The 21,573-nt window shown below is 69.2% G+C and carries 24 protein-coding genes; 19 read left to right on the top strand and 5 right to left on the bottom strand.

All coding sequences use genetic code 11. The annotated features are described in order from the left end of the window. Positions 1–15 precede the first annotated feature (15 nt). The 15 genes from hemB to DL519_RS32825 all read left to right on the top strand — a co-directional run bounded on the left by hemB (position 16) and on the right by DL519_RS32825 (position 12,963). Positions 16–999 carry a porphobilinogen synthase gene (gene hemB, locus DL519_RS32755; RefSeq protein WP_190820563.1) on the top strand — a complete coding sequence of 328 codons (984 nt, stop codon included), beginning with the start codon at positions 16–18 and terminating at the stop codon, positions 997–999. Further along, complete coding sequence (locus tag DL519_RS32760) at positions 996–1,583, top strand: hypothetical protein (RefSeq protein WP_190820565.1); 588 nt, start codon at positions 996–998, stop codon at positions 1,581–1,583. Before hemB ends, DL519_RS32760 begins: the two co-directional genes overlap by 4 nt. A 40-nt stretch (positions 1,584–1,623) precedes the next feature. Continuing rightward, entirely contained in the window at positions 1,624–2,151 is a 528-nt protein-coding gene (locus DL519_RS32765; protein ID WP_190820566.1) for a hypothetical protein, read from the top strand. Positions 2,152–2,224: 73 nt separating this feature from the next. Further along, entirely contained in the window at positions 2,225–2,782 is a 558-nt protein-coding gene (locus DL519_RS32770; RefSeq protein ID WP_190820568.1) for a proline-rich domain-containing protein, read from the top strand. A gap of 52 nt (positions 2,783–2,834) precedes the next feature. Continuing rightward, positions 2,835–3,506, top strand: coding sequence for a proline-rich domain-containing protein (locus tag DL519_RS32775; RefSeq protein WP_190820571.1), 672 nt, complete (start codon positions 2,835–2,837; stop codon positions 3,504–3,506). Next, on the top strand, positions 3,506–3,925 hold the full coding sequence (locus DL519_RS32780; RefSeq protein ID WP_190820573.1) for a hypothetical protein: 420 nt from the start codon (positions 3,506–3,508) through the stop codon (positions 3,923–3,925). The genes DL519_RS32775 and DL519_RS32780 overlap by 1 nt, the downstream gene beginning before the upstream one ends. Further along, complete coding sequence (locus DL519_RS32785; RefSeq protein ID WP_190820576.1) at positions 3,918–4,352, top strand: hypothetical protein; 435 nt, start codon at positions 3,918–3,920, stop codon at positions 4,350–4,352. Before DL519_RS32780 ends, DL519_RS32785 begins: the two co-directional genes overlap by 8 nt. Before the next feature lie 85 nt (positions 4,353–4,437). Next, positions 4,438–4,791: a hypothetical protein gene (locus DL519_RS32790; RefSeq protein WP_190820578.1), complete on the top strand. Its 354-nt coding sequence runs from the start codon at positions 4,438–4,440 to the stop codon at positions 4,789–4,791. 49 nt (positions 4,792–4,840) lie between these two features. Further along, complete coding sequence (hemL, locus tag DL519_RS32795; RefSeq protein WP_190820580.1) at positions 4,841–6,184, top strand: glutamate-1-semialdehyde 2,1-aminomutase; 1,344 nt, start codon at positions 4,841–4,843, stop codon at positions 6,182–6,184. Further along, positions 6,181–6,816: a histidine phosphatase family protein gene (locus DL519_RS32800; RefSeq protein ID WP_190820581.1), complete on the top strand. Its 636-nt coding sequence runs from the start codon at positions 6,181–6,183 to the stop codon at positions 6,814–6,816. Before hemL ends, DL519_RS32800 begins: the two co-directional genes overlap by 4 nt. Further along, on the top strand, positions 6,813–7,409 hold the full coding sequence (locus DL519_RS32805) for a TlpA family protein disulfide reductase (RefSeq protein WP_190820583.1): 597 nt from the start codon (positions 6,813–6,815) through the stop codon (positions 7,407–7,409). The genes DL519_RS32800 and DL519_RS32805 overlap by 4 nt, the downstream gene beginning before the upstream one ends. 292 nt (positions 7,410–7,701) lie before the next feature. Then, a complete protein-coding gene (locus DL519_RS32810; protein WP_190820585.1) occupies positions 7,702–8,484 on the top strand; it encodes a cytochrome c biogenesis CcdA family protein in 783 nt (260 codons plus the stop codon). Next, complete coding sequence (resB, locus tag DL519_RS32815; protein WP_190820587.1) at positions 8,484–10,106, top strand: cytochrome c biogenesis protein ResB; 1,623 nt, start codon at positions 8,484–8,486, stop codon at positions 10,104–10,106. The genes DL519_RS32810 and resB overlap by 1 nt, the downstream gene beginning before the upstream one ends. Next, positions 10,106–11,104, top strand: coding sequence for a c-type cytochrome biogenesis protein CcsB (ccsB, locus tag DL519_RS32820; protein WP_190820589.1), 999 nt, complete (start codon positions 10,106–10,108; stop codon positions 11,102–11,104). The genes resB and ccsB overlap by 1 nt, the downstream gene beginning before the upstream one ends. Before the next feature lie 467 nt (positions 11,105–11,571). Next, positions 11,572–12,963 carry a MinD/ParA family ATP-binding protein gene (locus DL519_RS32825; RefSeq protein ID WP_397545082.1) on the top strand — a complete coding sequence of 464 codons (1,392 nt, stop codon included), beginning with the start codon at positions 11,572–11,574 and terminating at the stop codon, positions 12,961–12,963. Between the two features lie 43 nt (positions 12,964–13,006). Here the strand turns inward: DL519_RS32825 and DL519_RS32830 are convergent, their stop codons facing one another. Then, positions 13,007–13,198 carry a hypothetical protein gene (locus DL519_RS32830; protein ID WP_190820593.1) on the bottom strand — a complete coding sequence of 64 codons (192 nt, stop codon included), beginning with the start codon at positions 13,196–13,198 and terminating at the stop codon, positions 13,007–13,009. A gap of 218 nt (positions 13,199–13,416) precedes the next feature. Continuing rightward, complete coding sequence (locus DL519_RS32835; RefSeq protein WP_168585575.1) at positions 13,417–13,641, bottom strand: BldC family transcriptional regulator; 225 nt, start codon at positions 13,639–13,641, stop codon at positions 13,417–13,419. 174 nt (positions 13,642–13,815) lie between these two features. On the opposite strand from DL519_RS32835, the gene DL519_RS32840 reads away from it, so the two are divergent. From DL519_RS32840 to DL519_RS32850, 3 genes are read left to right on the top strand one after another with little or no spacing between them, the layout of a single operon-like run. After that, on the top strand, positions 13,816–14,130 hold the full coding sequence (locus DL519_RS32840; RefSeq protein ID WP_223839853.1) for a DUF4229 domain-containing protein: 315 nt from the start codon (positions 13,816–13,818) through the stop codon (positions 14,128–14,130). Next, positions 14,127–15,230 (top strand): L-cysteine desulfhydrase Cds1, encoded by a 1,104-nt coding sequence (locus DL519_RS32845; protein ID WP_190820595.1) that lies wholly within the window; start codon positions 14,127–14,129, stop codon positions 15,228–15,230. Before DL519_RS32840 ends, DL519_RS32845 begins: the two co-directional genes overlap by 4 nt. Positions 15,231–15,263: 33 nt before the next feature. Then, the gene (locus DL519_RS32850) at positions 15,264–15,830 is read left to right on the top strand and encodes a DUF3558 family protein (RefSeq protein ID WP_223839855.1); all 567 of its coding nucleotides are present in this window, start codon (positions 15,264–15,266) and stop codon (positions 15,828–15,830) included. Between the two features lie 127 nt (positions 15,831–15,957). Here DL519_RS32850 and DL519_RS32855 read toward each other — a convergent pair whose 3' ends face one another. The 3 genes from DL519_RS32855 to DL519_RS32865 all read right to left on the bottom strand — a co-directional run bounded on the left by DL519_RS32855 (position 15,958) and on the right by DL519_RS32865 (position 19,280). Beyond that, positions 15,958–16,830 (bottom strand): 1,4-dihydroxy-2-naphthoate polyprenyltransferase, encoded by an 873-nt coding sequence (locus DL519_RS32855; RefSeq protein ID WP_190820599.1) that lies wholly within the window; start codon positions 16,828–16,830, stop codon positions 15,958–15,960. A 55-nt stretch (positions 16,831–16,885) separates the two neighbouring features. Continuing rightward, positions 16,886–18,076, bottom strand: a complete 1,191-nt coding sequence (gene menE, locus DL519_RS32860; protein WP_190824364.1) for an o-succinylbenzoate--CoA ligase — start codon at positions 18,074–18,076, stop codon at positions 16,886–16,888. A gap of 280 nt (positions 18,077–18,356) precedes the next feature. After that, positions 18,357–19,280, bottom strand: coding sequence for a 1,4-dihydroxy-2-naphthoyl-CoA synthase (locus DL519_RS32865; RefSeq protein ID WP_190820601.1), 924 nt, complete (start codon positions 19,278–19,280; stop codon positions 18,357–18,359). Positions 19,281–19,415: 135 nt separating this feature from the next. On the opposite strand from DL519_RS32865, the gene menD reads away from it, so the two are divergent. Next, positions 19,416–21,086: a 2-succinyl-5-enolpyruvyl-6-hydroxy-3-cyclohexene-1-carboxylic-acid synthase gene (menD, locus tag DL519_RS32870; protein ID WP_190820603.1), complete on the top strand. Its 1,671-nt coding sequence runs from the start codon at positions 19,416–19,418 to the stop codon at positions 21,084–21,086. Positions 21,087–21,573: the final 487 nt, after the last annotated feature.

Consider the following 21,573-nt stretch of genomic DNA (forward strand, 5'->3'; position numbering starts at 1 on the left):
TGGGGAGCCGCCGTCATGTACCCCTCGCACCGTCCGCGTCGACTTCGCCGCAATGCCGCGCTTCGCAGACTGATTTCCGAGACTTCCGTGGAGCCCCGGCACTTGGTGCTGCCGATGTTCGTTCGCGAGGGCTCGACCGAGCCGGTGCCGATCCAGTCGATGCCCGGCGTTGTGCAGCACAGCCGCGACTCGCTGCGCAAGGCCGCCGTCGACGCCGTCAGCGCTGGTGTCGGCGGCCTGATGCTGTTCGGCGTGCCGACCAAGCACGATGCCGAGGGTTCCGGCGCTGTCGACCCGGACGGCATCCTCAACGTCGCGCTGCGCGACCTGCACTCCGAGCTCGGCGACGACACCGTGCTGATGGCCGACCTGTGCCTGGACGAGTTCACCGACCACGGGCACTGCGGCGTGCTGGACGAAGACGGCAACGTCGACAACGACCGCACGCTGCAGATCTACGGTGAGATGGCCGTCGTGCAGGCCCAGTCCGGGGCGCACGTCGTCGGCCCCAGCGGCATGATGGACGGCCAGGTCGGCGTGATCCGCGACTCGCTGGACGCGACCGGCTTCGGCGACACCTCGATCCTGGCTTACTCCGCGAAGTACGCCTCCGCCTTCTACGGGCCGTTCCGCGACGCGGTGGACTCGCAGCTCAAGGGCGACCGCAAGACCTACCAGCAGGACCCGGGCAACGGCCGGGAAGCGCTGCGCGAGGCAGACCTGGACCTCGCCGAGGGCGCCGACATGGTGATGGTCAAGCCCGCGATGTCTTACCTCGACGTGCTGCGGGACGTCGCTGGCGTCGCGGAGGTGCCGGTGGCCGCCTACCAGGTGTCCGGCGAGTACTCGATGATCGAGGCCGCCGTCGCCAACGGCTGGCTGGACCGGCAGCGCACCGTGCTAGAAACCCTGACCTCGATCCGGCGGGCCGGTGCCGACATCGTCCTGACCTACTGGGCGGTCGACGCCGCGCGCTGGCTGCAGGACGCGCGGGCATGACGGACCTGGAACAGCAGGTGGACGCGTTCGGCCGACCGGTACCCGAGCCGGCTCCCACGCCACCGCAGGCGCTGCTGGTGGCGCGGTGGCTGTGGATCGGGTCGGTGCTGATCGGCGTCGTGCAGGCGTTCATCCAGCTCGTCGACCGGCCCCAGCTGATCGCCGAGCTGCGCCAGCTGCAGCCGGGCATGTCCCAGCTGGACCTGGAGGCCGCGGCCAACAGCGGGATCATGTTCACGTTCCTGCTCAAGGCGATGATTCTGCTGCTGTACGTGATGCTGTCCCGGCGGATGCTGGAAGGCCGCAACTGGGCGCGCATCGTGCTCACCGTCTTCGGCGGCTTCGGGATCTTCAACGCGCTGATCACCGTGCTCACCGTGTCGCTGGTCGGAAGCGCGCTGATCCGCCAGCTGACCGGCGTCGCCATCAACGGTGTGGACGTCGTGTTCTCGCTGGTCGTGATGCTCGTCGAGATCGCCGCGATCGTGTTCATGTACCGCCCGGACTCGAACCGGTTCTGCCAGGCGATGCGGAACCGGCGGCCCGGTAACGCACTGGCACCGACTGGAAACCGTTGGTCATAATTCCTGGACAGCGGTCGTTGCGGTTCCTAACCTGGGCCAGGTGACGCCGCCGCAGGAACCCGAGCGCGACCCGTACTCCGCCCCGCAGGTGCCCGGCCACGAGCCGTGGCGGCCGAGCTCGATCAACAACGCCTTCTGGGCGGGGATCGCCAGCGTGGTGGTGGGCTTCGCGCTGCTGGCGGCGGCTTTCCTGCTGGTCTCCGAGGCCGAGCTGCAACAGGTGCTGGAGGAGACGGCGGTGCAGGGCCAGCCGCTCACGATGGAGCAGGCGCGCGGCATCTACTCCGCGGTGCTGGTGATGTTGACCGTAATCGTGGCCATCATCGCGGCGCTGTGGATCATGTTCCTGTTCTTCATGCGGCGCGGGCGGAACTGGGCGCGGATCGTGATCACGGTGGTCGGCGCCGTGTGGATCCTCCTCACCCTCCCGTCGATCGCCGGTGGCGCGGCGGGCGGCGTCGCGAGCGCGCTGCTCTCGATGCTGCAGGTGCTGACCGTCGCGGCGACCATCGTCTTCGCTTATCTCGCACCGTCGAACCAGTATTTCCAAGCCGGTCGGCACCGGTGACCGCGGCCCCTTCTTCGGCCGGATGTCGGGAATTCAGGCAAGTCGGAATGCTCCGCTGTATTACGGTTTCCGGGTGACAGTGCCCCAGAATCCCTCGCAGCAGGGCCAGAATCCCCGGCAGTTCGCGCCGCCGGCGGGCTATCCGCAGCAAATTCCTGCCGGGAAGCCGCGGGTGCCCGGCACTGTGGGCTTCGCGAGCGTCGTCGGGCTCGTGATGCCGCCGCTGTCCGCAGCGCTGATCGTCCTCAACTTCGTGATCATGATCGTCATGTTCGGCAAGTACATCTCGGGCAAGTGGTCCGTCCTCCTCACCAACGTGATCTTCGTCGGCATCGCAGTGGTGTCCGCGGTCCTCTGGATCGTGTTCTCCCTGCTGATGCGGCGCGGGCGCGGTTGGGCCCGGACCGTGCTGGTGGTCATGTCCGCGATCTGGCTGATCTACACCATCTACTCGATCGCCTCGTTCCTGGTGGCCGTCGGCGGGAACATCGGGCCCGTCCTCGGCAATCCTTCGGCGATCATCAGTATGGTCCAGATGTTCATCATCGTCCCGATCACGACGGTGCTCTTCATCGTCCTCGTGTTCCTGAAACCGTCGAACGACTACTTCAAGGCCGCGCGGGGCAGGTGAGTTTCCGCAACCAAGTAGACAGCGACTCCGCCCTGTTCATACTGTTTGCCGCGTGACTTCACCGCAAAATCCTTGGCAACAAGGTGGGTACCCGCAGGGCGGGACTCCATCCGGTGGTTTTCCGCAGCAACATCCGCAGGGCGGGTATTCGCAGTACCCGCAGTCGAATCCGTTCGCGGCGCCGCCGGTTCCGGCGCAGGAGCTGAGCACGTTCCAGCGGCCGATCACCGTGGAGATCGCGTTCTGGATCGCGATCGTCGTGCCGCTGCTGGCCACGGTGCTGTCCGTGCTGAGCTACATGCTGCTGCAGGGCTTCGTGAACGACTCCATCGCCGGCAGTATGGGCGACCCGGATCTCGACCAGCAGATCTCGTCCGTCGCCAACGGGGTCATGCTGTTCTTCTTCGTCTTCATCACGATCATCTACCTGGTCCTGACCGGGTTGTGGATCCTCTTCGGCTTCAAGATGCGGGCCGGGAAGAACTGGGCGCGGATCACGCTCACGGTGTTCGCGGGACTCTGGACGCTGTTCGGCGTCATCGCCCTGATCCAGGGCGGCAGCATGACGATGTCCGGTGACCTGGACGGCGCGAACCTGCCCAGCTCGTACTTCGCGTTGTCCTACAGCCAGACCGGGTTGGGCCTGGTAGGGATGATCGTGTTCCTCACGTTGGCCTACCTGAAGCCGTCGAACTGGTACTTCAAGGCGGCGAGCCGGTTCTGATGGATTCGCCGCGACCGCTGCGCTACGCCATCGTCCTGTGGTGGGTGGTGGCGCTCGTGCTCGCGTGGCAGACGGCGTTGATGTGGTTCGGGCGCGCCGAACTGGCGGGACGGATGATCGAGCGGCGCCAGGCCACACCGGCGGACGCGGTCGAGCGCACGCAGCAACTGCTCGTGATGAACACCGGGATCGCCGCGGTGCTAGTGGCGGCCTACCTGGTGTTGGGGGCGCTTCTGTTCAAGCGGCGCCCCTGGGCCCGCGTCGTGCTGTCGGTGTTCGCACTGCTGCACCTGGTGATGCTGCTGGGCACCGGGGCGGTGTTCAGCGTGAACGTGGTCCTGCTCATCCTGGGGGCCATCGCCGCGGTGCTGATGTGGCGGCGTTCGAGCACGGACTGGCTGACGGGTGAGCATGACTGAACCGGTGCTGTATTCGGAGCGCGGCAGCAGCTGGTGGCCGGTGCTGTGGGGACCGGTGTTCGCGCTGCTCGGGTTCGGCGTCGAGGCGTTGACACCGGGCTCGGTGAACGCGGCGGCGTGGCTGCTGGTCGGCGGTGTGCTCGCGGCCGCCGCCGCGACCTGGGTGTACGGCCGCCGCCGACTGGTTTCGGTGCGGCTGACGCCGGCAGAGCTGGTGCAGGGACGGGAAGAGCTCGCGGTCAGCCGCATCGCGGCGGTCACCGATGTAGGAGCGCCCGTGGGGGCACGAGTGCTCGGCGGGAGCTGGACGATCCCGAAGGGAACGGGTGAGGTGCCGCTGCGCCTCGAACCCGACGAAGTGGTCCTGGCCTGGGCGAAGGACCCCGAAGCCCTGTCGGCGGCCCTGGCCCGCCTGGTGGAGGAGTAGTCGCTCACGGCGCTGCCCGGCGGTTGGAGCAGCGCTTGCTCGGCTGTTTGCGGTGTGCACGGTGAGTCGTGAGACGCTTCTTCGCGTGACGACTCCGGAACCGTGGCCTGCCGACGGGCCGAAACTCACCGTCGACACCGAAAGCGCCGAGCATGCCGACGAACCAACTCGTTCGGCCGGGCTGAACCAGCCGTGGCGGGCCGCCGTGGCCGGGATCGAGCTCGTCGTTGCCGTGGTGCTGCTGCTCGTGGGTTGGTGGGCGTGGCAGCGCGGGACAGTGACGATCTACCTGCCGGGACCGCAAGGCGCCGTCGACGTCGTCACCAGGTCGATCGGGAGCTGGCTGGGCACCTCCGTGGGTGTGGTGACGCTGGCCGGGTTGCTGCTGCTTGACGCGATCCGGCAGTTGGTGCTGGCGTCACGGGCCCGCCGCCGTTAGTCCAACGGGGTGTGACCGGTCACTGCGCCGCGCCTGTCAGACTGGGGACGTGACAGCTCCTGCGAACCCCGCATCGAATTCGAACGACGCTCCGCGGTCGCGGCAGCTGTTCGAGCGCGCACTCGCGGTGACGCCGGGCGGCGTGAACTCGCCGGTCCGGGCGTTCCACTCGGTAGGCGGCACACCGCGCTTCATGGCCCGCGGCGAAGGCGCCTACCTGTGGGACGCCGACGACAACCGGTACGTCGACCTGGTGTCCTCCTGGGGGCCGATGATCAACGGCCACGCGCACCCCGACGTGGTCCGGGCAGTGCAGGAGGCCGCTTCGCACGGGCTTTCCTTCGGCACGCCAGGCGCCGGTGAGATCCACCTCGCCCAGGAGATCATCGACCGCGTCGAACCGGTCGAGCAGGTTCGGCTGGTCAACTCCGGCACCGAGGCGACGATGAGCGCCGTCAGGCTGGCCCGCGGGTTCACCGGCCGCCAGAAGATCGTCAAGTTCGCCGGCTGCTACCACGGCCACGTCGACGCGCTGCTGGCCAGCGCTGGCTCCGGGGTCGCCACCCTCGGGCTGCCGACATCGCCGGGCGTCACCGGTGCCCAGGCGGCGGACACCATCGTGCTGCCCTACAACGACCTCGAAGCCGTGCGGCAGGTCTTCGCCGAGCAGGGCGACCAGATCGCCTGCGTGATCACCGAGGCCGCGGCGGGCAACATGGGCGCGGTCGCGCCGCTGCCCGGTTTCAACGCCGGGCTGCGGGAGCTGGCCAGTGCCGCCGGGGCGCTGCTGATCATGGACGAGGTCATGACCGGTTTCCGCGTTTCCGCGGCCGGTTGGTTCGGCATCGACGGCATCGCCGGTGACCTCTACACGTTCGGCAAGGTGATGTCCGGCGGGCTGCCCGCGGCGGCCTTCGGCGGACGTGCCGACATCATGGCCCGTCTCGCCCCGTCCGGGCCGGTATACCAGGCGGGAACGCTGTCCGGGAACCCAGTCGCGGTCGCCGCCGGGCTGGCCAACCTGCGCGCCGCCGACGCCGAGGTCTATGCGGCGCTGGACCGCAACAGCAAGCGGCTCGGCGAACTGCTCGGCGCGGCGCTGACCGCGGAAGGCGTGCCGCACCAGGTCGCATACGCCGCGAACATGGTCAGCGTCTTCTTCAGCGAGACCCCGGTGCACAACTACGAACAGGCGCAGGCCCAGCAGGTCTGGCGGTTTCCCGCGTTCTTCCACGAGCTGCTCCGGCGCGGTGTTTACGCGCCGCCGAGCGCGTTCGAGTCCTGGTTCGTCAACGCGGCGATGGACGAGGCGGCATTCGAGACGATCGCCGAAGCCCTGCCGCACGCCGCCCGGGCCGCCGCCGCGGCCACCGCCCCGGAGGCGCGCGCATGACCGGCGAGAAGACCGTGGTGCACTTCCTGCGCCACGGCGAGGTGCACAACCCCGACGGCATCCTCTACGGTCGCCTGCCGGGATACCGGTTGTCGGACCGGGGCGAACAGCAGGCCAAGATCGTCGCGGAGTTCCTGGCCGGGCGCGAGGTCACGCACGTCGTCGCTTCGCCGTTGCAGCGCGCGCAGCAGACCGCCATCCCGATCAGCGCGGCGTTCCAACTCGACGTGGCCACCGACGAGCGGCTCATCGAGGCCGACAACCGCTTCGAAGGCCTGAAGGTCTCGGTCGGGGACGGTGCGCTGCGGTCGCCGAAGCACTGGCCGAAGCTGTGGAACCCGCTGCGTCCGTCGTGGGGTGAGCCGTACCTGCAGATCGCGCACCGCATGCTGGGCGCGGCGCACCGGGCCCGGGCGGCCGCCGCCGGTCACGAGGCGGTGTGCGTTTCCCACCAGCTGCCGATCTGGACGCTGCGCCGCTTCCTGGAAGGCAAGCCGATGTGGCACGACCCGCGGCGGCGGCAGTGCTCGCTGGCGTCGCTGACGAGCCTGGTGTTCCGCGGCGAAGAACTGGTGCGGATCGCTTACGTCGAACCGGCCGGGGAAACCGATCCGAAGGTGACAGGGGCATGAAACGACTGTTGGTGCGGTTCGGGCTGGTCGCGGCGGCGTTAGCGCTGGTCGCCGGCTGCGCGACCCAGGGCGACGATGCTGTCTCGCAGGGCGGTGGCGGTGAGTTCACCTTCGTCTCGCCCGGCGGGCAGACCCGCATCTTCTACCCGCCGGAGCAGCGCGGCCGGGTTTCCGGCATGTCCGGCGAGAGCCTCCTGGAACCGAACAAGCAGATCGGGCTGGATGACTTCAAGGACAAGGTCGTCGTCCTGAACATCTGGGGCTCGTGGTGCGGGCCGTGCCGGTCCGAGGCGGACGACCTGCAGGCGGTGCAGGACAAGACCGCCGCCCAGGGCGTCCAGGTGCTCGGCATCAACGTGCGGGACAGCCAGACGGCCGCCGCGGACTTCCACCGCGACCGGAAGCTGACCTACCCGTCGATCTTCGACCCCTCGGGTCGCACGCTGCTGGCGCTGCGGCAGTTCCCGCGCAGCACCGTCCCGGCCACGATCGTCCTCGACCGGCAGCACCGCGTCGCGGCGGTCTTCCTGACGGAGATGTTGGAGAGCGAGCTGCTCCCCGAAGTCCAGAAAGTCGCCGCCGAGCAGGGCTGAGGGTTCCAGGCGTGCCGGTGGGTGAGCGGCGATTTCGCGCGAAAACGCCGCGCCGGACCATCCGTACGTGCAGGTGGCGGCCCATGCGGAAGCGGGCGCGCGCTGGGCTCCGGCCCGGTGTGATGCTCGCCTCCTGGCCGCCCGGAGGAGTGTCCGGTGGTCCCGAAAACGCGGGACCTAAGGCCCTGGCAGGCTTTCGTCGTGCCTGCGCAAGACGTTCACCAGGAAAGATGTGGGCCGGTTCACCGAGCCCGGTGGTAGATCGCCCTCTTGACTTTCCTACCCTCGAAGTGTGAACCCCACCGAGCTCGCCGCGACCGGTCCGCTGCTGTTCGCGGCGGCGATTGCAGTGCTCGCCGGGGCGATCAGCTTCGCCTCGCCCTGCGTGGTGCCGCTGGTGCCCGGATACCTGGCCTACCTGGCCGGTGTCGTCGGCGCCGAGGCGCCGCCGGTGGACGTCGCGGAGGCCGAGCAAGGCCGCCGCGGGCGCTGGCGGGTCGCCGGAGCCGCCCTGCTCTTCGTAGCCGGGTTCACCGCTGTCTTCGCCTCGGGAACGCTCATCCTCCTCGGTCTGTCAGACGTGCTGTTGGCCAATGAGCTGCTGCTGCAGCGCATCGGCGGGGTCGTCACGGTCGCGATGGGGCTGGTCTTCCTCGGTTTCGTGCCGGCCCTGCAGCGCGATGTTCGGCTGCACCGGGTGCCACGCGCCGGGGTGTGGGGTGCGCCGCTGCTGGGGGCCGTGTTCGGGCTCGGCTGGACGCCGTGCCTGAGCCCGACGCTGGCCGGGGTCACGTCGGTGGCGATCGCCACCGACGCCGGTACCGGCATGGCTGTCCGCGGCGTACTGCTCGTCCTGGCCTACTGCGTGGGCCTGGGGCTGCCGTTCGTGCTGCTGGCGATCGGGGCCCGGTGGGCGATCCGAAGCGCCGGCTGGCTGCGTCGGCGTGCCCGCGCCATCCAGATGGTGGGTGGCGTTCTGCTGGTAGTGGTGGGCCTGCTGCTCGCCACCGGTTTGTGGGGAGAGCTGATCGCGGTGCTGCGTGGTCCGATCGCCGGTTTCGAGACGCTGATCTGATGCCCGGATTCCTCAAGGCGACCCTGGCGTTCCTGCGCAACACCTGGCGCGGGCTGACCTCGATGCGCACCGCGCTGGTGCTGCTGTTCCTGCTCGCGCTCGCCGCGCTGCCCGGTGCGCTGATCCCGCAGCGCTCGCTGAACCAGACCGAAGTGGAACGGTACTTCAGCGATTACCCGAATCTCGCGCCGATCCTGGACAAGCTCGGTGCGTTCGAGGTGTTCAGTTCGGTCTGGTTCGCCTCCATCTACGTGCTGCTGTTCATCTCGCTGATCGGTTGCCTGCTGCCGCGCTGCTGGGAGTACTACAAGCAGTGGCGCAGCAAGCCGGTCCGGACGCCGCGCAACCTCGGCCGGATACCGCACTACGAGCAGGCCACCCTCGACGCCTCGGTCGACGAGGTGATGACCTCCGCCCGCACGCGGCTGCGCGGCTGGCGCATGGTCGAACGCGAAGAGGCCGATGGCGCGCGTTCGATCAGCGCCGAGCGCGGTTTCCTGCGGGAGATCGGCAACCTCGTCTTCCACTTCGCCCTGGTGGGCATGCTCATCGGCGTCGCAGGCGGCAAGCTGTACGGCTACGAGGGCCAGGTCATCGTGGTCGCCGACGGCTCCGAGTTCTGCAACTCCGGGACCTACAACTACGACTCCTTCCGCGCCGGGCTCACCGTCGACGGCACCCAGCTCAACCCGTTCTGCGTGCGCCTCAACGACTTCGAGGTGAAGTACCAGCCGACCGGGCAGGTCGAAAGCTACCGCGTCGACATGCAGTATCAGGCCGGTGGCGACCTCGACACCAACACCTGGCAGCCCTACCTGCTGCAGGTCAACCACCCGCTGCGTATCGCCGGCGACCGCGTCTACCTGACCGGCAACGGCTACGCCCCGAAGTTCACGGTCACGTTCCCCGACGGCCAGCAGCGCACCGGGCTCATCCAGTGGCAGCCGGTTTCCGTTCAGACGATGCTGTCGCAGGGCGCCACCAAGTTCGACCCGCCGGGCGTGCAGGACGAGGTGCAGCGGCGTCAGAGCCAGCTCGCGATCACCGGCCTGTTCGCGCCCACCGCCGCCTTCGACGGCAAGGTCCTGAGCTCCGGCTTCCCGGACCTGCTCGATCCGGCCGTGGCCGTGGACGTGCTGCGCGGAGACCTCGGCCTCGACTCCGGGCGCGGCCAGTCGATCTTCAGCATCGATCAGTCCATGGTGGACCAGGGCAGGCTCAAGCGGGTCGCCCGGCAGAACCTGCGCCCCGGCGAGGAGATCCGCCTCGACGACGGCACCAGGGTCCACTTCGACGGTGTCGAACGCTGGGCCAACCTGCAGGTCTCGCACGACCCGTTCCAGCCGTGGGTGCTCGGCTTCGCCATCGCGATCATCTTCGGCATCGGCACCTCGCTGACCATCAAGCGCCGCCGGGTGTGGGTCCGTGCCGTGCCGAGCCCGGAACCGGATGATTCCGGTTCCGCGCGTACCGTTGTCGAAGTCGGCGGACTCGCCCGAACCGATCAGGCCGGTTATGGCGAGGAGTTCACCAGGCTTACCGCCGACCTGCTCGGCACGGGTGTCGATCACTCGCCGCAGTCACGCGCGGTCGCAGGGCCCGCGCGCGAAAGGAAGAGCTGATGCCGGTCAATCAGACGCTGTCGACCTACAGCGACATGGCGTACGCGACCTCCGTGGTCGTCTACATCGCCGCGATGTTGCTGTACTTCGGGGAATTCGCTTACGGCAGGACCGGGGCGGGAGTCCGCAAGCGCGAGTCGGCGCTGGTCAACGCCGGTGGAGGGGCCACCTCGACCCCGGTGATCGGGCACGTTGAGACCCCGCAGAAGCGCCCGCTGAGCGAGCGCCTCGGCGGCATGGCCGTCGCCATGACCGTGCTCGGCGCGTTGGTGCACGCTGCCTCCCTTCTGCTGCGCGGTTTCGCCACCGGCCGGGTGCCGTGGGGCAACATGTACGAGTTCGGTTCGGCGATCTGCCTGGCCGCGGTGGTCGCCTGGGTCATCGTGCTGTTCCGGCAGTTGCGCGCCGAGCGCCGCGAGGCCACCCCGGCGCAGCTGCGCGGACTCGGTGGCTTCCTGTTGCTGCCGGTCATCCTTCTGCTGTTCCTGTCCGGCACGGTGCTCTACGCCAAGGCCGCCCCGCTGCAGCCGGCGCTGCAGTCCTACTGGATCGTGATCCACGTCGCGGCGGCGATCGTCTCCAGCGGTGTCCTGCTCTTCGCCGGTGTGGCCAGTGTGCTTTACCTGCTTCGGTGCCGGTTCGAGAACAACCCGCTGAAGCTGGCCAAGTTCGGCTCCCGGCTCCCGACCAGCCAGGCGCTGGACCGGATGGCCTACCGCGCCACCGTGATCATCTTCCCGGTCTGGACGTTCGCGATCGTCGCCGGCGCGATCTGGGCGGAGGCAGCCTGGGGCCGGTTCTGGGGCTGGGACCCGAAGGAGACCTGCTCGTTCATCGCGTGGGTCGTCTACGCCGCGTACCTGCACGCCCGCGCCACCGCCGGCTGGCGGGGCGTCCGGGCCGCGTGGATCAACATCTTCGGTCTGGCCGTCATGATCTTCAACCTGTTCTTCATCAACATCGTCGTCGCCGGGCTTCACTCGTACGCTGGACTGTGAGTTCGTGATCTGCGTCGGTCGGTGCGCCGCCGCGAATCGGCCGCAACGGCCGCATTTCCCGGCGCGCCGCCCACCACCTGCGCAGTTCGGGCTCCCAGTGCGGCGACCGCCGGCGGAAATGACCTGCCACCCCCGGTAACTTGTGGGTATATCTGGGACTACCGTGCCTTGCGGAGACGGGGAGATCTCGATTCGGTCCGGCAGGGCCCGACTCGATTGTTGGAGGGACGGCAACGGTGACCGGTCAGTACGAAGAGCCCGGAGCGCGGCGCGAGACGGGTACCGCCTCGACGCAGGCCGACGGTGCGGTCGCCGAGCCGCAAACCACGGGCAACGGCGCCGCGTCGGCTCCGGACGGTCAGTACGTCGAGCCCACGACGTCGCTGGGGCAACCGCGCCCGGCGGACGAGCACCCGACACCGTCCTACACGGACACGTCGCGGCCCGAGCCGTCCGGCGCTTACTCGATGGGCGACGCGCCGCAGCCGTACTACCCGGGCGGTGCGCCGAGCGGCGCCGCAGCGCCGCCGCAGTACGCCGACCCGAACCAGTCCGGCCCGCAACAGTTCCCGTCGGGGTCGGCCGCCGGTCCGCAGCAGCAGCCGAACATCTCGGGTCCGCACCCGGTGCCCGGAGCGCAGTCGGGTCCCTACTCGGTTTCCGGTGGACCCTCCGGACCGTTGCCGCCAGTTTCCGGAGGGCAGTCCGGACCGTTGCCGCCGCCAGTTCCCGGAGGGCAGTCCGGGCCGTACGCGCAGGTGTCAGGTGGGCAGTCCGGGCCGAATCCGAGCGCGGGCGATCAGCCCTTCCCCGCGCACCCGTACGCGCCGCAGAACCCGCAGGGCGGGCCGCAACCGGGCCCGCAGCAGTCGTTTTCGTCATACACCCAGGCTGCCCCGTCCGGCGGCGCCGGGGATCAGCCATTCGGCCAGGACCTCTCGTCCGCTCAGCTGCTCCGGCCGACCAAACGGTCACCCCAATCGGGTTGGCGCAAGGCCGTCTACCTGGCCAGCGGGAAGAGCGTGAACCTCGGCGAGGGGCCGGCCGATCGGCGGCGCCGCGAGCTGATCACCCGGATCAACCAGCCGCTGCAGGGCTGTTACAAGATCGCGATGCTGAGCCTCAAGGGCGGTGTCGGCAAGACCACGGCCACCGCGACGCTCGGCTCCACCTTCTCGTCGCTGCGCGGCGACCGGGTGATCGCCGTCGACGCGAACCCGGACCGCGGCACGCTGAGCCAGAAGATCCCGCTGGAAACCACCGCGACCGTGCGGCACCTGCTGCGCGACGCGCACCGGATCCGCAAGTACAGCGACGTCCGCTCTTACACCTCGCAGGGGCCGAGCCGACTGGAGGTCCTCGCCAGCGAACAGGATCCGGCCGTTTCCGAGGCTTTCAGCGAAGACGACTACCGGCGCACCGTCACGCTGCTTGAGCACTTCTACAACGTGGTGCTGACCGACTGCGGCACCGGCCTGATGCACTCCGCGATGAAGGGCGTACTCGACCTGGCGGACTCGCTGGTCATCGTGTCGTCCAGCTCGATCGACGGGGCGCGCAGCGCTTCGGCCACATTGGACTGGCTGGACGCGCACGGCTACGGCGACCTGGTGTCCCGGTCCGTCGCAGTGATCAACTCGGTGCGCCCGGCGTCCGGCAAGGTCGACGTGGACAAGGTGGCCGCGCACTTCGGGGCTCGCTGCCGCGCGGTTTCGAAGATCCCGTTCGACCCGCACCTGGAAGAAGGTGCGGAAGTGGAGCTGGATCGGCTCGACGCGCCCACCCGGATGGCGCTGCTGGAACTGGCCGCGATCGTGGCCGACGACTTCCCGCACGCCCTGGGCCGCAACCGGGGCTGATGTCGCGTTGGTGTGGGCACTGCCGCCCACACCAACGGCACGCTCAGTCGTCCTCTCCGGATCGCGGCTTGCGCTGCTGTTCGCCGAGCCGGCGCAGGAACTCGGGGTCGTCGTCCGGAGCGATAGGGGCCTGCCGGGGACGTCGCCCTGCCGCCCCGCTCGCCTGGGGGCCGAAGGCCTTCCACATCAGCACGACGACGGTGAGCGCACCGATCGCTGCCAGGACGTAGATCATCGTGGCCACCTCCAACTGTTCCGCTTCGAGATTAGCCAATCCCGGGTGCGGTTGTCGTCGTCGCAGGTGGCACTGCCAAGGGCGGATCCAGGTGGCGCCTCGCGTGGTGGGCGAGGCGCCACCTGGATCGGCGGTCGCCGGGACCGCCGGCGATCTTCAGATCTTCGGTGGCGGGGTGCTATCCGGCGGCCGAGGCGCCGGGCCGCACTGATCGCCGCTCAGGCCGACCGGTTGACGTCGTTGGTCAGCTCGGCCAGCAGGGTGCGGACCTCGGACTCGCGGAAGCGGCGGTGGCCGCCGGGGGTCCGGATGGAGCCGATCCGGCCGGCGGTCGCCCACCGGGTCACGGTCTTGGGATCGACCCGGAAGAGCGCCGCGACCTCACCGGGGGTGAGGAGCTGCTCCTGACCGTTCTGGCGAGGCTGCTGGGTCGTCGCGGTCACAGGTGACCTCCACGTTGCGAGTAGTGGTTTTTCGGGCATTCCGGTCGCATCCTGGCACCTCGATGGTCAGGTACTCGAACGTTTGGGTTTAGGTAAAGGGAAGGTAAGGGACGAAAACGGCGCTTCGGGCGGGGTCCCACGGGGCACCGCCCTGCTTGCTCTACCCTGGATGACGTGCAGGAACAGCAAGAAGTCGGAACCGCGGTCCAGGGCTCGAAGCCGAATCTCGCGCGCGACATCGCGCTCTACACCGTCGCCAGGTTGGGAATGGTGGCCGCGGTGGCCGCAGTGTTGATGCTGGTGCACGTTCCCGCCCTGGTCGCGCTCGCGGTGTCCGTCGTGGTCGTGATGCCGTTGTCGATGCTCGTGTTCGGTCGGCTTCGCCGCAGGGTCGCCGTCGGCATGGCGGAACGTGCGGCCGAACGCCGGGAGCGCCGAGAAGAGCTCCGCGCGCAGCTGCGCGGCGAGAGAACCTCGGAAGCCCAGTGACCGACAGCACTCAAATCGACCGTTCCTGCACCCGAACGCGCAGCTGGACCAGCGAAGCGGTCCGCATCATCGAGGCCGACGCGAACCGCAGCGCGGACACCCACCTGCTGCGCTTTCCGCTGCCCGCGGAGTGGGGCGTCGATCTTTACCTCAAGGATGAGTCAACACATCCGACTGGTTCGCTCAAGCACCGGTTGGCCAGATCGCTGTTCCTGTACGCGATCTGCAACGGTTGGGTGACGGAAAACACGCCGGTCATCGAGGCATCGTCGGGCTCCACGGCGGTTTCCGAGGCCTACTTCGCACGCCTGCTGGGGTTGCCGTTCATTGCCGTGATGCCCCGATCCACCAGCCGCGAGAAGGTGTCGCTCATCGAGTGGCAGGGCGGCCGCTGCCACTTCGTGGACGAGCCGGGCGCGATCTACACCGAGTCCCGCAGGTTGGCCACCGAGCTCGGCGGCCACTTCATGGACCAGTTCACGAACGCCGAGCGGGCCACCGACTGGCGTGGCAACAACAACATCGCCGAGTCGATCTTCGAGCAGCTCGCGCTGGAACCGCACGCCGAACCGGCGTGGGTGGTGGTCGGTGCGGGCACCGGCGGCACCAGCGCGACGATCGGGCGCTATCTGCGCTACCGCAGGCACAACACGCAACTGGCCGTCGTGGACCCCGAGCACTCGGTGTTCTTCGACGCCTGGCGGGACGGCGATCCGACGCGCACCAGCGACTCCGGGTCGCTGATCGAGGGCATCGGGCGGCCGCGGGTGGAGCCGTCGTTCGTCGGACAGGCGATCGACCGGATGATCAAAGTGCCGGACGCGGCATCGATCGCCACGATCCGCTGGGTCGAAAAAGTTCTGGGGCGGCGCGTCGGCGGCTCCACCGGGACGAGCCTGTGGGGCGTGTTCGGCCTGATGTCGGAGATGATCCGGCAGGGCCGCAGCGGCAGCATCGTGACGCTGCTCTGCGACGGCGGGGAGCGCTACACGCACACTTATTACGACGACGAATGGGTCGCCGAGCGCGGCCTGGACCTGACCGTGCCGACCAAGGTCCTGGACCACTTCCACGCCACCGGCGAGTTCCGGGCAGACTGAGCGCGGAGCCCACGCAGGAAGGTTGGTGTGTCGGTGAGGCGTTGGGGTTGGCTTTCCGCGGTCGCACTGCTCGGAACGGTGGCCGGCTGCACGCCCGGCGAGCAGGCTCCGCCGACCGCCGCGCCGACGACGCAGACCACTTCGGCGGAGGAGTCCACGACGGAATCCGCGGCGCCGTCGATCACCCGGAACGTGCCGCCCGAACAGCGGAAACGGCTGGCAGACCTGCCTGTCGACCAGCTCTGCGGGCTGGTCGACCAGGACGAGCTGAGCGTGCTGGCGTTCCCGGTGGAAAGCGGTGCTTCGCGGGAGGTCGGGTTCGATCCGCCGGTGCGCGGTTGCACCTTCCAGGCCCGTTCCGGCGCGCGTTCCGTGGTGATCGGCGCCCAACCGGAGGGTTTCGCGAAGCTCGGTCGCGACGAGGTGGATCTGGGCACCGTCCGCGGGACGCGGACCATGCACGCGAACGACTGCACCGTCTTCGCCGGTGTGGCGGGCGCAACGCTGCATGTCGCTGTGACGGCGAGCGACGTGGGCGCCGACCAGTGCGAGAAAGCCCAGCACATCGCGCAATACGTGCTCGCCGCCGTCGTGGTGTGACCTGGTTTCGGAGCGGGTGGCTCCCGTTGGGCGTGCGGAAATGCTGACCACGGCTCGATGACGGTCGCGCGCATCGCTGCGGGGACTGGAGTTGTGCCCCGCTTCGTCCGGCGGGGCACAGCCGCAATCAGCCGAAGGCCACGGCGAGGGCGGTGAGGATCGACCAGGCCAGCATGGCGAAGCCGGTGTCGCGCAGTGCCGGGATCAAGGCGCGTCCCTGCGAGCCGCCGACCACCGCGCGCAGCGGGACGATGAGCAGCGGCAGCGCGAGGAACCCGAGCAGCGCCCAGGAATTGCGCAGCCCGATCAGGACCGTGATCAGGAACGGGATGAGCGTCAGCGCGACGTAGAGCGTGCGGGTGTCGCGGTCGCCCAGCATCACCGCGAGGGTGCGCTTGCCGGTGACCCGGTCGGACGGGATGTCGCGGAGGTTGTTGGCGACCAGGACCGCGCTGGACAGCGAGCCGATACCCACCGCGGCGCCGATGCCGGAGCCGGAGATCGTGTCGGCCTGCACGTACATGGTGCCCAGGACGGCGACCAGGCCGAAGAAGACGAACACGGCGATCTCGCCCAGGCCCGCGTAGCCGTAGGGGCGCGTGCCGCCGGTGTAGTACCAGGCCCCGGCGATGCAGAGCGCGCCGATGGCCAGCAGCCACCATTGTCCACTTAGGACTACCGCGCCGAGGCCGGCGACCGCCGCGAGCCCGAAGCAGGTCCAGGCCGCCATGCGCACCCCGGCCGGCCTCGCCGAACCCGAGCCGACGAGGCGGAACGGCCCGACCCGGTCGTCGTCGGTGCCGCGGATGCCGTCGGAGTAGTCGTTGGCGAAGTTCACCCCGATGATCAGCAGCATGGAGACGATGAGCGCTAGAACCGCGGTCACGGGGTCGAACTTGTCGATCCCCGCCGCTGCGCCGGTGCCGGCGAGCACTGGTGCGATCGCATTCGGGAAGGTGCGGATGCGAGCGCCTTCGATCCATTGAGCGACAGTCGCCATGGAAGCCATCTTCGCGCACCCGTGAGGGCCGTCGGCGAGAGCCTCCCCGCCGGAGTCAGGAATCGAGCCGGGCGGCCAACGCGCGTCGGTCCGGCTTTCCGGGCCCACGCAGCGGCAACTCCGCGAGGAAAGCGACGCGCTTCGGCGTGGCGGCCGCGCCGAGGCGCTCGCGGACCGCGGTGCGGAGGGCGTGCGGAGCCGGCGGATCAGCCGGGTCCGCCGGCACGACCGCCGCGACCACTGACTGGCCCCATTCCTGGTCCGGCACGCCGAACACGCATGCCTCGCGGACCCCGTCCTGCTCGGTGAGAACCCGTTCGACCGCCAGCGGCGCGACGTTCACTCCGCCGGTGATGATCATGTCGTCGGTGCGGCCCAGCACCTCCAGCCGGTCGCCCCGCCAGCGGCCCAGGTCGCCGGTGCGGAACCAGCCGTCGGTGAACGCCACCGCGTCCGGCTGGTGCCGGTAACCCCTGGCCAGCATCGGTCCGGCCAGGCGGATCGGCCCGGTCTCGCCGTCGATGTGGACCTTCGCGAGATCCAGCGGCTGCCCGTCGTAAACGCAGCCGCCCGAGGTCTCGCTCATCCCGTACGTCGTGGTGACACCGATTCCGCAGTCCCGGGCCCGCCGCAGCAAGGCTGGTGGGGTGGCCGCGCCGCCGAGCAGCACCGCGTCGAATTTCCGCAGCGTGGCAAGGCCATCGCCGCCCGCGTCGAGCAGCCGGGACAGCTGGGTGGGCACCAGGGCCGTGTAGTGCGGGCCGTCCGCGGCGAGCACCTGGCTGGCGGCCTCGGCGAACCGGTCGGGGCGGAACCCGGCGGAGGTGTCGGTGGCGTGCGGGCTGGTTCCCGCCAGCAGTGCCCGGACCAGGACCTGGATGCCCGCGACGTGGTGCGCGGGCATCGCCAGCAGCCATTGGCCGGGGCCGCCGAGGCGGCGGTGGGTGGCTTCGGCGGAGGCGCGCAGCGCCGATGCCGGGAGCAGCACGCCCTTCGGCGTGCCGGTGGAGCCTGAAGTGGCGATGACCAGCGCGGTCGGGTCGTCGGGGTGGTCTTCGGCACCGGCCAGCGGCGAGCCGTCGGCGAGGGCTGCGACAAGCCGCTGGGCTTCCTCCACGTTTCCTGCGGCGACGGGCAGCAGGGCCGGGCCGTCGCCGTCCAGTGCCCGCGTCAACGCAGGCAGCACGTCCAAAGCGCCGGTGCCGGGTGGCACCGGAAGCGGCTGCAGGTCGCGGGCTTTCGGCATCTGCCCATTGTCGGTGAGCACCGGCCCCGCAGGCTGCGCCACCTTGGCGAGAACTTCGACACTCGATCACCTGTTCTAGCGATCAAGTGTTCGAATTTCCGGCCGATGAAATTGGTACGCGCTTGGAAGGGAGCCGAAAATGATGGTTCTGATCGTGCTGGTGTGCCCGGCCGACCTGCTGGTGGACCTCTTAGGCCGATGGCCGGCAGGCGATGGCGGGCAGGACCGGTTCCGTGCCGGGAAAAGCGGTGCGAGCCCGCCCGGAACCGATCCCGACGACTCAGAAGTACCAGGGGAAGGCGGACCAGTCCGGGGTCCGCTTCTGCAGAAACGAGTCGCGTCCTTCGACGGCTTCGTCGGTCATGTAGGCGAGGCGGGTGGTCTCACCGGCGAACAGCTGCTGGCCGACCAGCCCGTCGTCGATGGCGTTGAACGCGTACTTGAGCATGCGCTGCGCAGTCGGCGACTTGCCGTTGATCTCGCGGGACCACTGCAGCGCGGTGGCCTCCAGTTCGTCGTGCGGGACGACGACGTTGACCATGCCCATCTGGTGAGCCTGCTCGGCGGTGTAGGGGCGCCCGAGGAAGAAGATCTCCCGGGCGAACTTCTGGCCTACCTGGCGGGCGAGGTAGGCCGAGCCGAAGCCGCCGTCGAAGCTGCCGACGTCGGCGTCGGTCTGCTTGAAGCGGGCGTGCTCGGCGCTGGCGATGGTGAGATCGCACACGACGTGCAGGCTGTGCCCGCCGCCGGCGGCCCAGCCCGGTACGACCGCGATGACGATCTTCGGCATGAACCGGATCAGCCGCTGCACTTCGAGGATGTGCAGCCGCCCGGCGCGGGCCGGGTCGACCGACTCGGCGGTCTCGCCGTCGGCGTACTGGTACCCGGAACGACCGCGGATCCGCTGATCGCCGCCGGAGCAGAAGGCCCAGCCACCGTCCTTGGTGGACGGGCCGTTTCCGGTGATCAGCACGCAGCCGACGTCGCTGGTCATGCGTGCGTGGTCCAGGGCTCGGTACAGCTCGTCGACGGTGTGCGGGCGGAAGGCGTTGCGGACGTCCGGGCGGTCGAACGCGATGCGCACGGTGCCATTCCCGGGGCCGTCCTCGACGCAGCGGTGATACGTGATGTCGGTGAAGTCGAAGCCCGCCACGGGCTCCCACGAAGCCGGATCGAACAGCTCAGAGACACGGGGATTCTGCACACCTGGGACAATAGGCGCAGCAAGCGCTCGGGGCGGGGGCCTCCCCGCAGTAACCCGGCGCTTGCGGGGACGACGGCGAGGGGGACCATGGCTCCCTCGGTCGGCGTTCGCCGAGCGATGTTCAGAGGTGATCGGTTGAATCCGTCCACGGCCCAGGCTGAGGTCATCGTCGACGAGCTCGTCCGCAACGGGGTGCGGCAGGTGGTGCTCTCCCCGGGATCACGCAACGCACCGCTGTCTTACGCGCTGCACCGAGCCGCACACGCAGCGCGGTTGCGGCTGCACGTACGCATCGACGAGCGCAGCGCGGGTTTTCTCGCGTTGGGGTTGGCGGCGCGGACACAGTTGCCGGTGGCGGTCGTCTGCACATCGGGTACCGCCGCGACGAATCTGCACCCGGCGGTGAGTGAGGCATACCACTCGGGTGTCCCGCTGATCGTGCTGACCGCGGATCGCCCGCCGGAGCTGCGCGCAGCCGGCGCCAACCAGACCATCGATCAGCACCGGCTGTTCGGTGCCGAGGTCCGGATGTTCGACGAGCTCGCCGTCGCCGAGAGCCGCCCGGGGCAGAACGCGTACTGGCGAAGCCAGGTGTGTCGCGCCTGGCACGCCGCGGCCGATGGAACGCGCGGCGGCCCGGTGCACTTGAACATCCCGTTCGGGGAGCCGCTGGTGCCCGACGGCGACGACCAGTGGTGCGAGCCGCTGACCGGACGCCCGGGCGATGCCCGGTGGACGGAGGTCTCCCAACGAGGCTGCGCGCCGAGTGAACTGTCGCAAGTAGACGCTCGACGCGGCCTCGTGCTGGTCGCCGACTGGGGTGTCGAGAGCGCCAACGAATGGGGCGATCGTCACGGCTGGCCGGTGCTGTCCGAGTCCGGCGGTGTGGGCTTAGGCGGCTCGGCAGCGATCAGCACCGGGATGTGGCTGCTGAACCTGCCCGAGTTCATGCGGGACCATCGGCCAGAACAGGTGTTGTGCGTCGGCCGCCCGACGGTGTTCCGGCAGGTCCAACGATTGCTGGCGGACACCGACGTGGAAGTGCTGCTCGCGCACGGTGGGGTGGACTGGGCTGCGCCGGCGCACAACTTGCGGGAGGTCGCGGCGACTTTCGGCGCCGCGCCGGGACACGCCGATCCCGACTGGCTCACCGCGTGGCAGCACGCCGACCAGAAGGCGTCCGAGGCGCTGCACGCGGCTCTTGACCTGGAGCGTTGGCCGAGCGGTGCCGCCGTGGCGCGCGAGGTCGTGGACATGTTGCCCGAGCACGCCCTGCTGGTTCTGGGTTCGTCGAACCCGAGCCGCGACGTGGCGTTGGCCGCGCGCCAACGGCCCGATGTGGGCGTGCACCGCAACCGGGGTGTGGCTGGGATCGACGGCATGGTGTCGACGGCGATCGGCGCCGCGGTCGCGCACGGCCGCCCGGCCTACGCGCTCCTGGGTGACCTGACTTTCCTGCACGACAGCAACGGCCTGATGCTCGGACCGTACGAGCAGCGGCCCGATCTGACGATCGTGGTGTTGAACGACGACGGCGGCGGCATCTTCGCCCTGCTGGAACACGGAAGCCCCGAGCACCGGGAGGCCTTCGAGCGGGTCTTCGCGACACCGCACGGAACCGGCATCGGCAAGCTCTGTGCGGCGCATGGCATCGAGCACGTGCTGGTGCGGGAGCGCTCCGAGTTCACCGCTGCCCTGCAGTGGCGGCCGGGATTGCGGGTCGTCGAGGTGCGAGCGGATCGCGCCAAACTGCGTGCGGTACACCAGCGGTTGCTGACTGCGGTTCGGTCTGCCCTGGTCGGCTGACGGCTCGGCGTGCCGCCTGACTGCGGGATATCGTGACCGGGTGGGTGATGGCGATCCGGCGGAGCCGTGGCAACGGCGCCGGATCTCCTGCCGTCGCGGACCTTTGAGCTCCTCGTGAACCACTGGTGTCCGCAAGCGCACACCTATGCTGATCAGGGAAGATCGATCCGGAGCCGCCGTGATCAGGGGCTGCCGATGGTGTCCAATGCCGCTTCGAGAACGAAGGCCGGATCGACTTCCCAAACAGCCGACTACCGCGGCCTTTTCGGCCGTGTCCGGTTGATCTCCAACATTCGGGAATTCGGTCGGTCCCGTCGTTCGGGCGGGCGGCGTCACACGTTGGTTTGGCGTCACCGGTGCGCCGATGTCGCTCGAAAGGTGATTGTTTCTCCGCAGATCGGGGTGGTCGTGCGGCAGCCTCCAGTGTTTTTGGTGCCTGCGTTCGCGGTTTTCCGCTGCACAGTGGGAAAAAACGGTGATCCGAAAA

This window comes from Saccharopolyspora pogona (assembly GCF_014697215.1).
Lineage (GTDB): Bacteria > Actinomycetota > Actinomycetes > Mycobacteriales > Pseudonocardiaceae > Saccharopolyspora > Saccharopolyspora hattusasensis.

Excerpts from the sequence above, each read along its gene's own strand:
- DL519_RS32760 (WP_190820565.1), top strand. The coding sequence starts at position 996 with ATGACGGACCTGGAACAGCAGGTGGACGCGTTCGGCCGACCGGTACCC.
- DL519_RS32800 (WP_190820581.1), top strand. The coding sequence starts at position 6,181 with ATGACCGGCGAGAAGACCGTGGTGCACTTCCTGCGCCACGGCGAGGTG.
- ccsB (WP_190820589.1), top strand. The coding sequence starts at position 10,106 with ATGCCGGTCAATCAGACGCTGTCGACCTACAGCGACATGGCGTACGCG.
- DL519_RS32780 (WP_190820573.1), top strand. The coding sequence starts at position 3,506 with ATGGATTCGCCGCGACCGCTGCGCTACGCCATCGTCCTGTGGTGGGTG.
- DL519_RS32830 (WP_190820593.1), bottom strand. The coding sequence starts at position 13,198 with ATGATCTACGTCCTGGCAGCGATCGGTGCGCTCACCGTCGTCGTGCTG.
- hemB (WP_190820563.1), top strand. The coding sequence starts at position 16 with ATGTACCCCTCGCACCGTCCGCGTCGACTTCGCCGCAATGCCGCGCTT.
- DL519_RS32785 (WP_190820576.1), top strand. The coding sequence starts at position 3,918 with ATGACTGAACCGGTGCTGTATTCGGAGCGCGGCAGCAGCTGGTGGCCG.
- DL519_RS32855 (WP_190820599.1), bottom strand. The coding sequence starts at position 16,830 with ATGGCGACTGTCGCTCAATGGATCGAAGGCGCTCGCATCCGCACCTTC.
- DL519_RS32805 (WP_190820583.1), top strand. The coding sequence starts at position 6,813 with ATGAAACGACTGTTGGTGCGGTTCGGGCTGGTCGCGGCGGCGTTAGCG.
- resB (WP_190820587.1), top strand. The coding sequence starts at position 8,484 with ATGCCCGGATTCCTCAAGGCGACCCTGGCGTTCCTGCGCAACACCTGG.
- menE (WP_190824364.1), bottom strand. The coding sequence starts at position 18,076 with ATGCCGAAAGCCCGCGACCTGCAGCCGCTTCCGGTGCCACCCGGCACC.
- DL519_RS32825 (WP_397545082.1), top strand. The coding sequence starts at position 11,572 with ATGGGCGACGCGCCGCAGCCGTACTACCCGGGCGGTGCGCCGAGCGGC.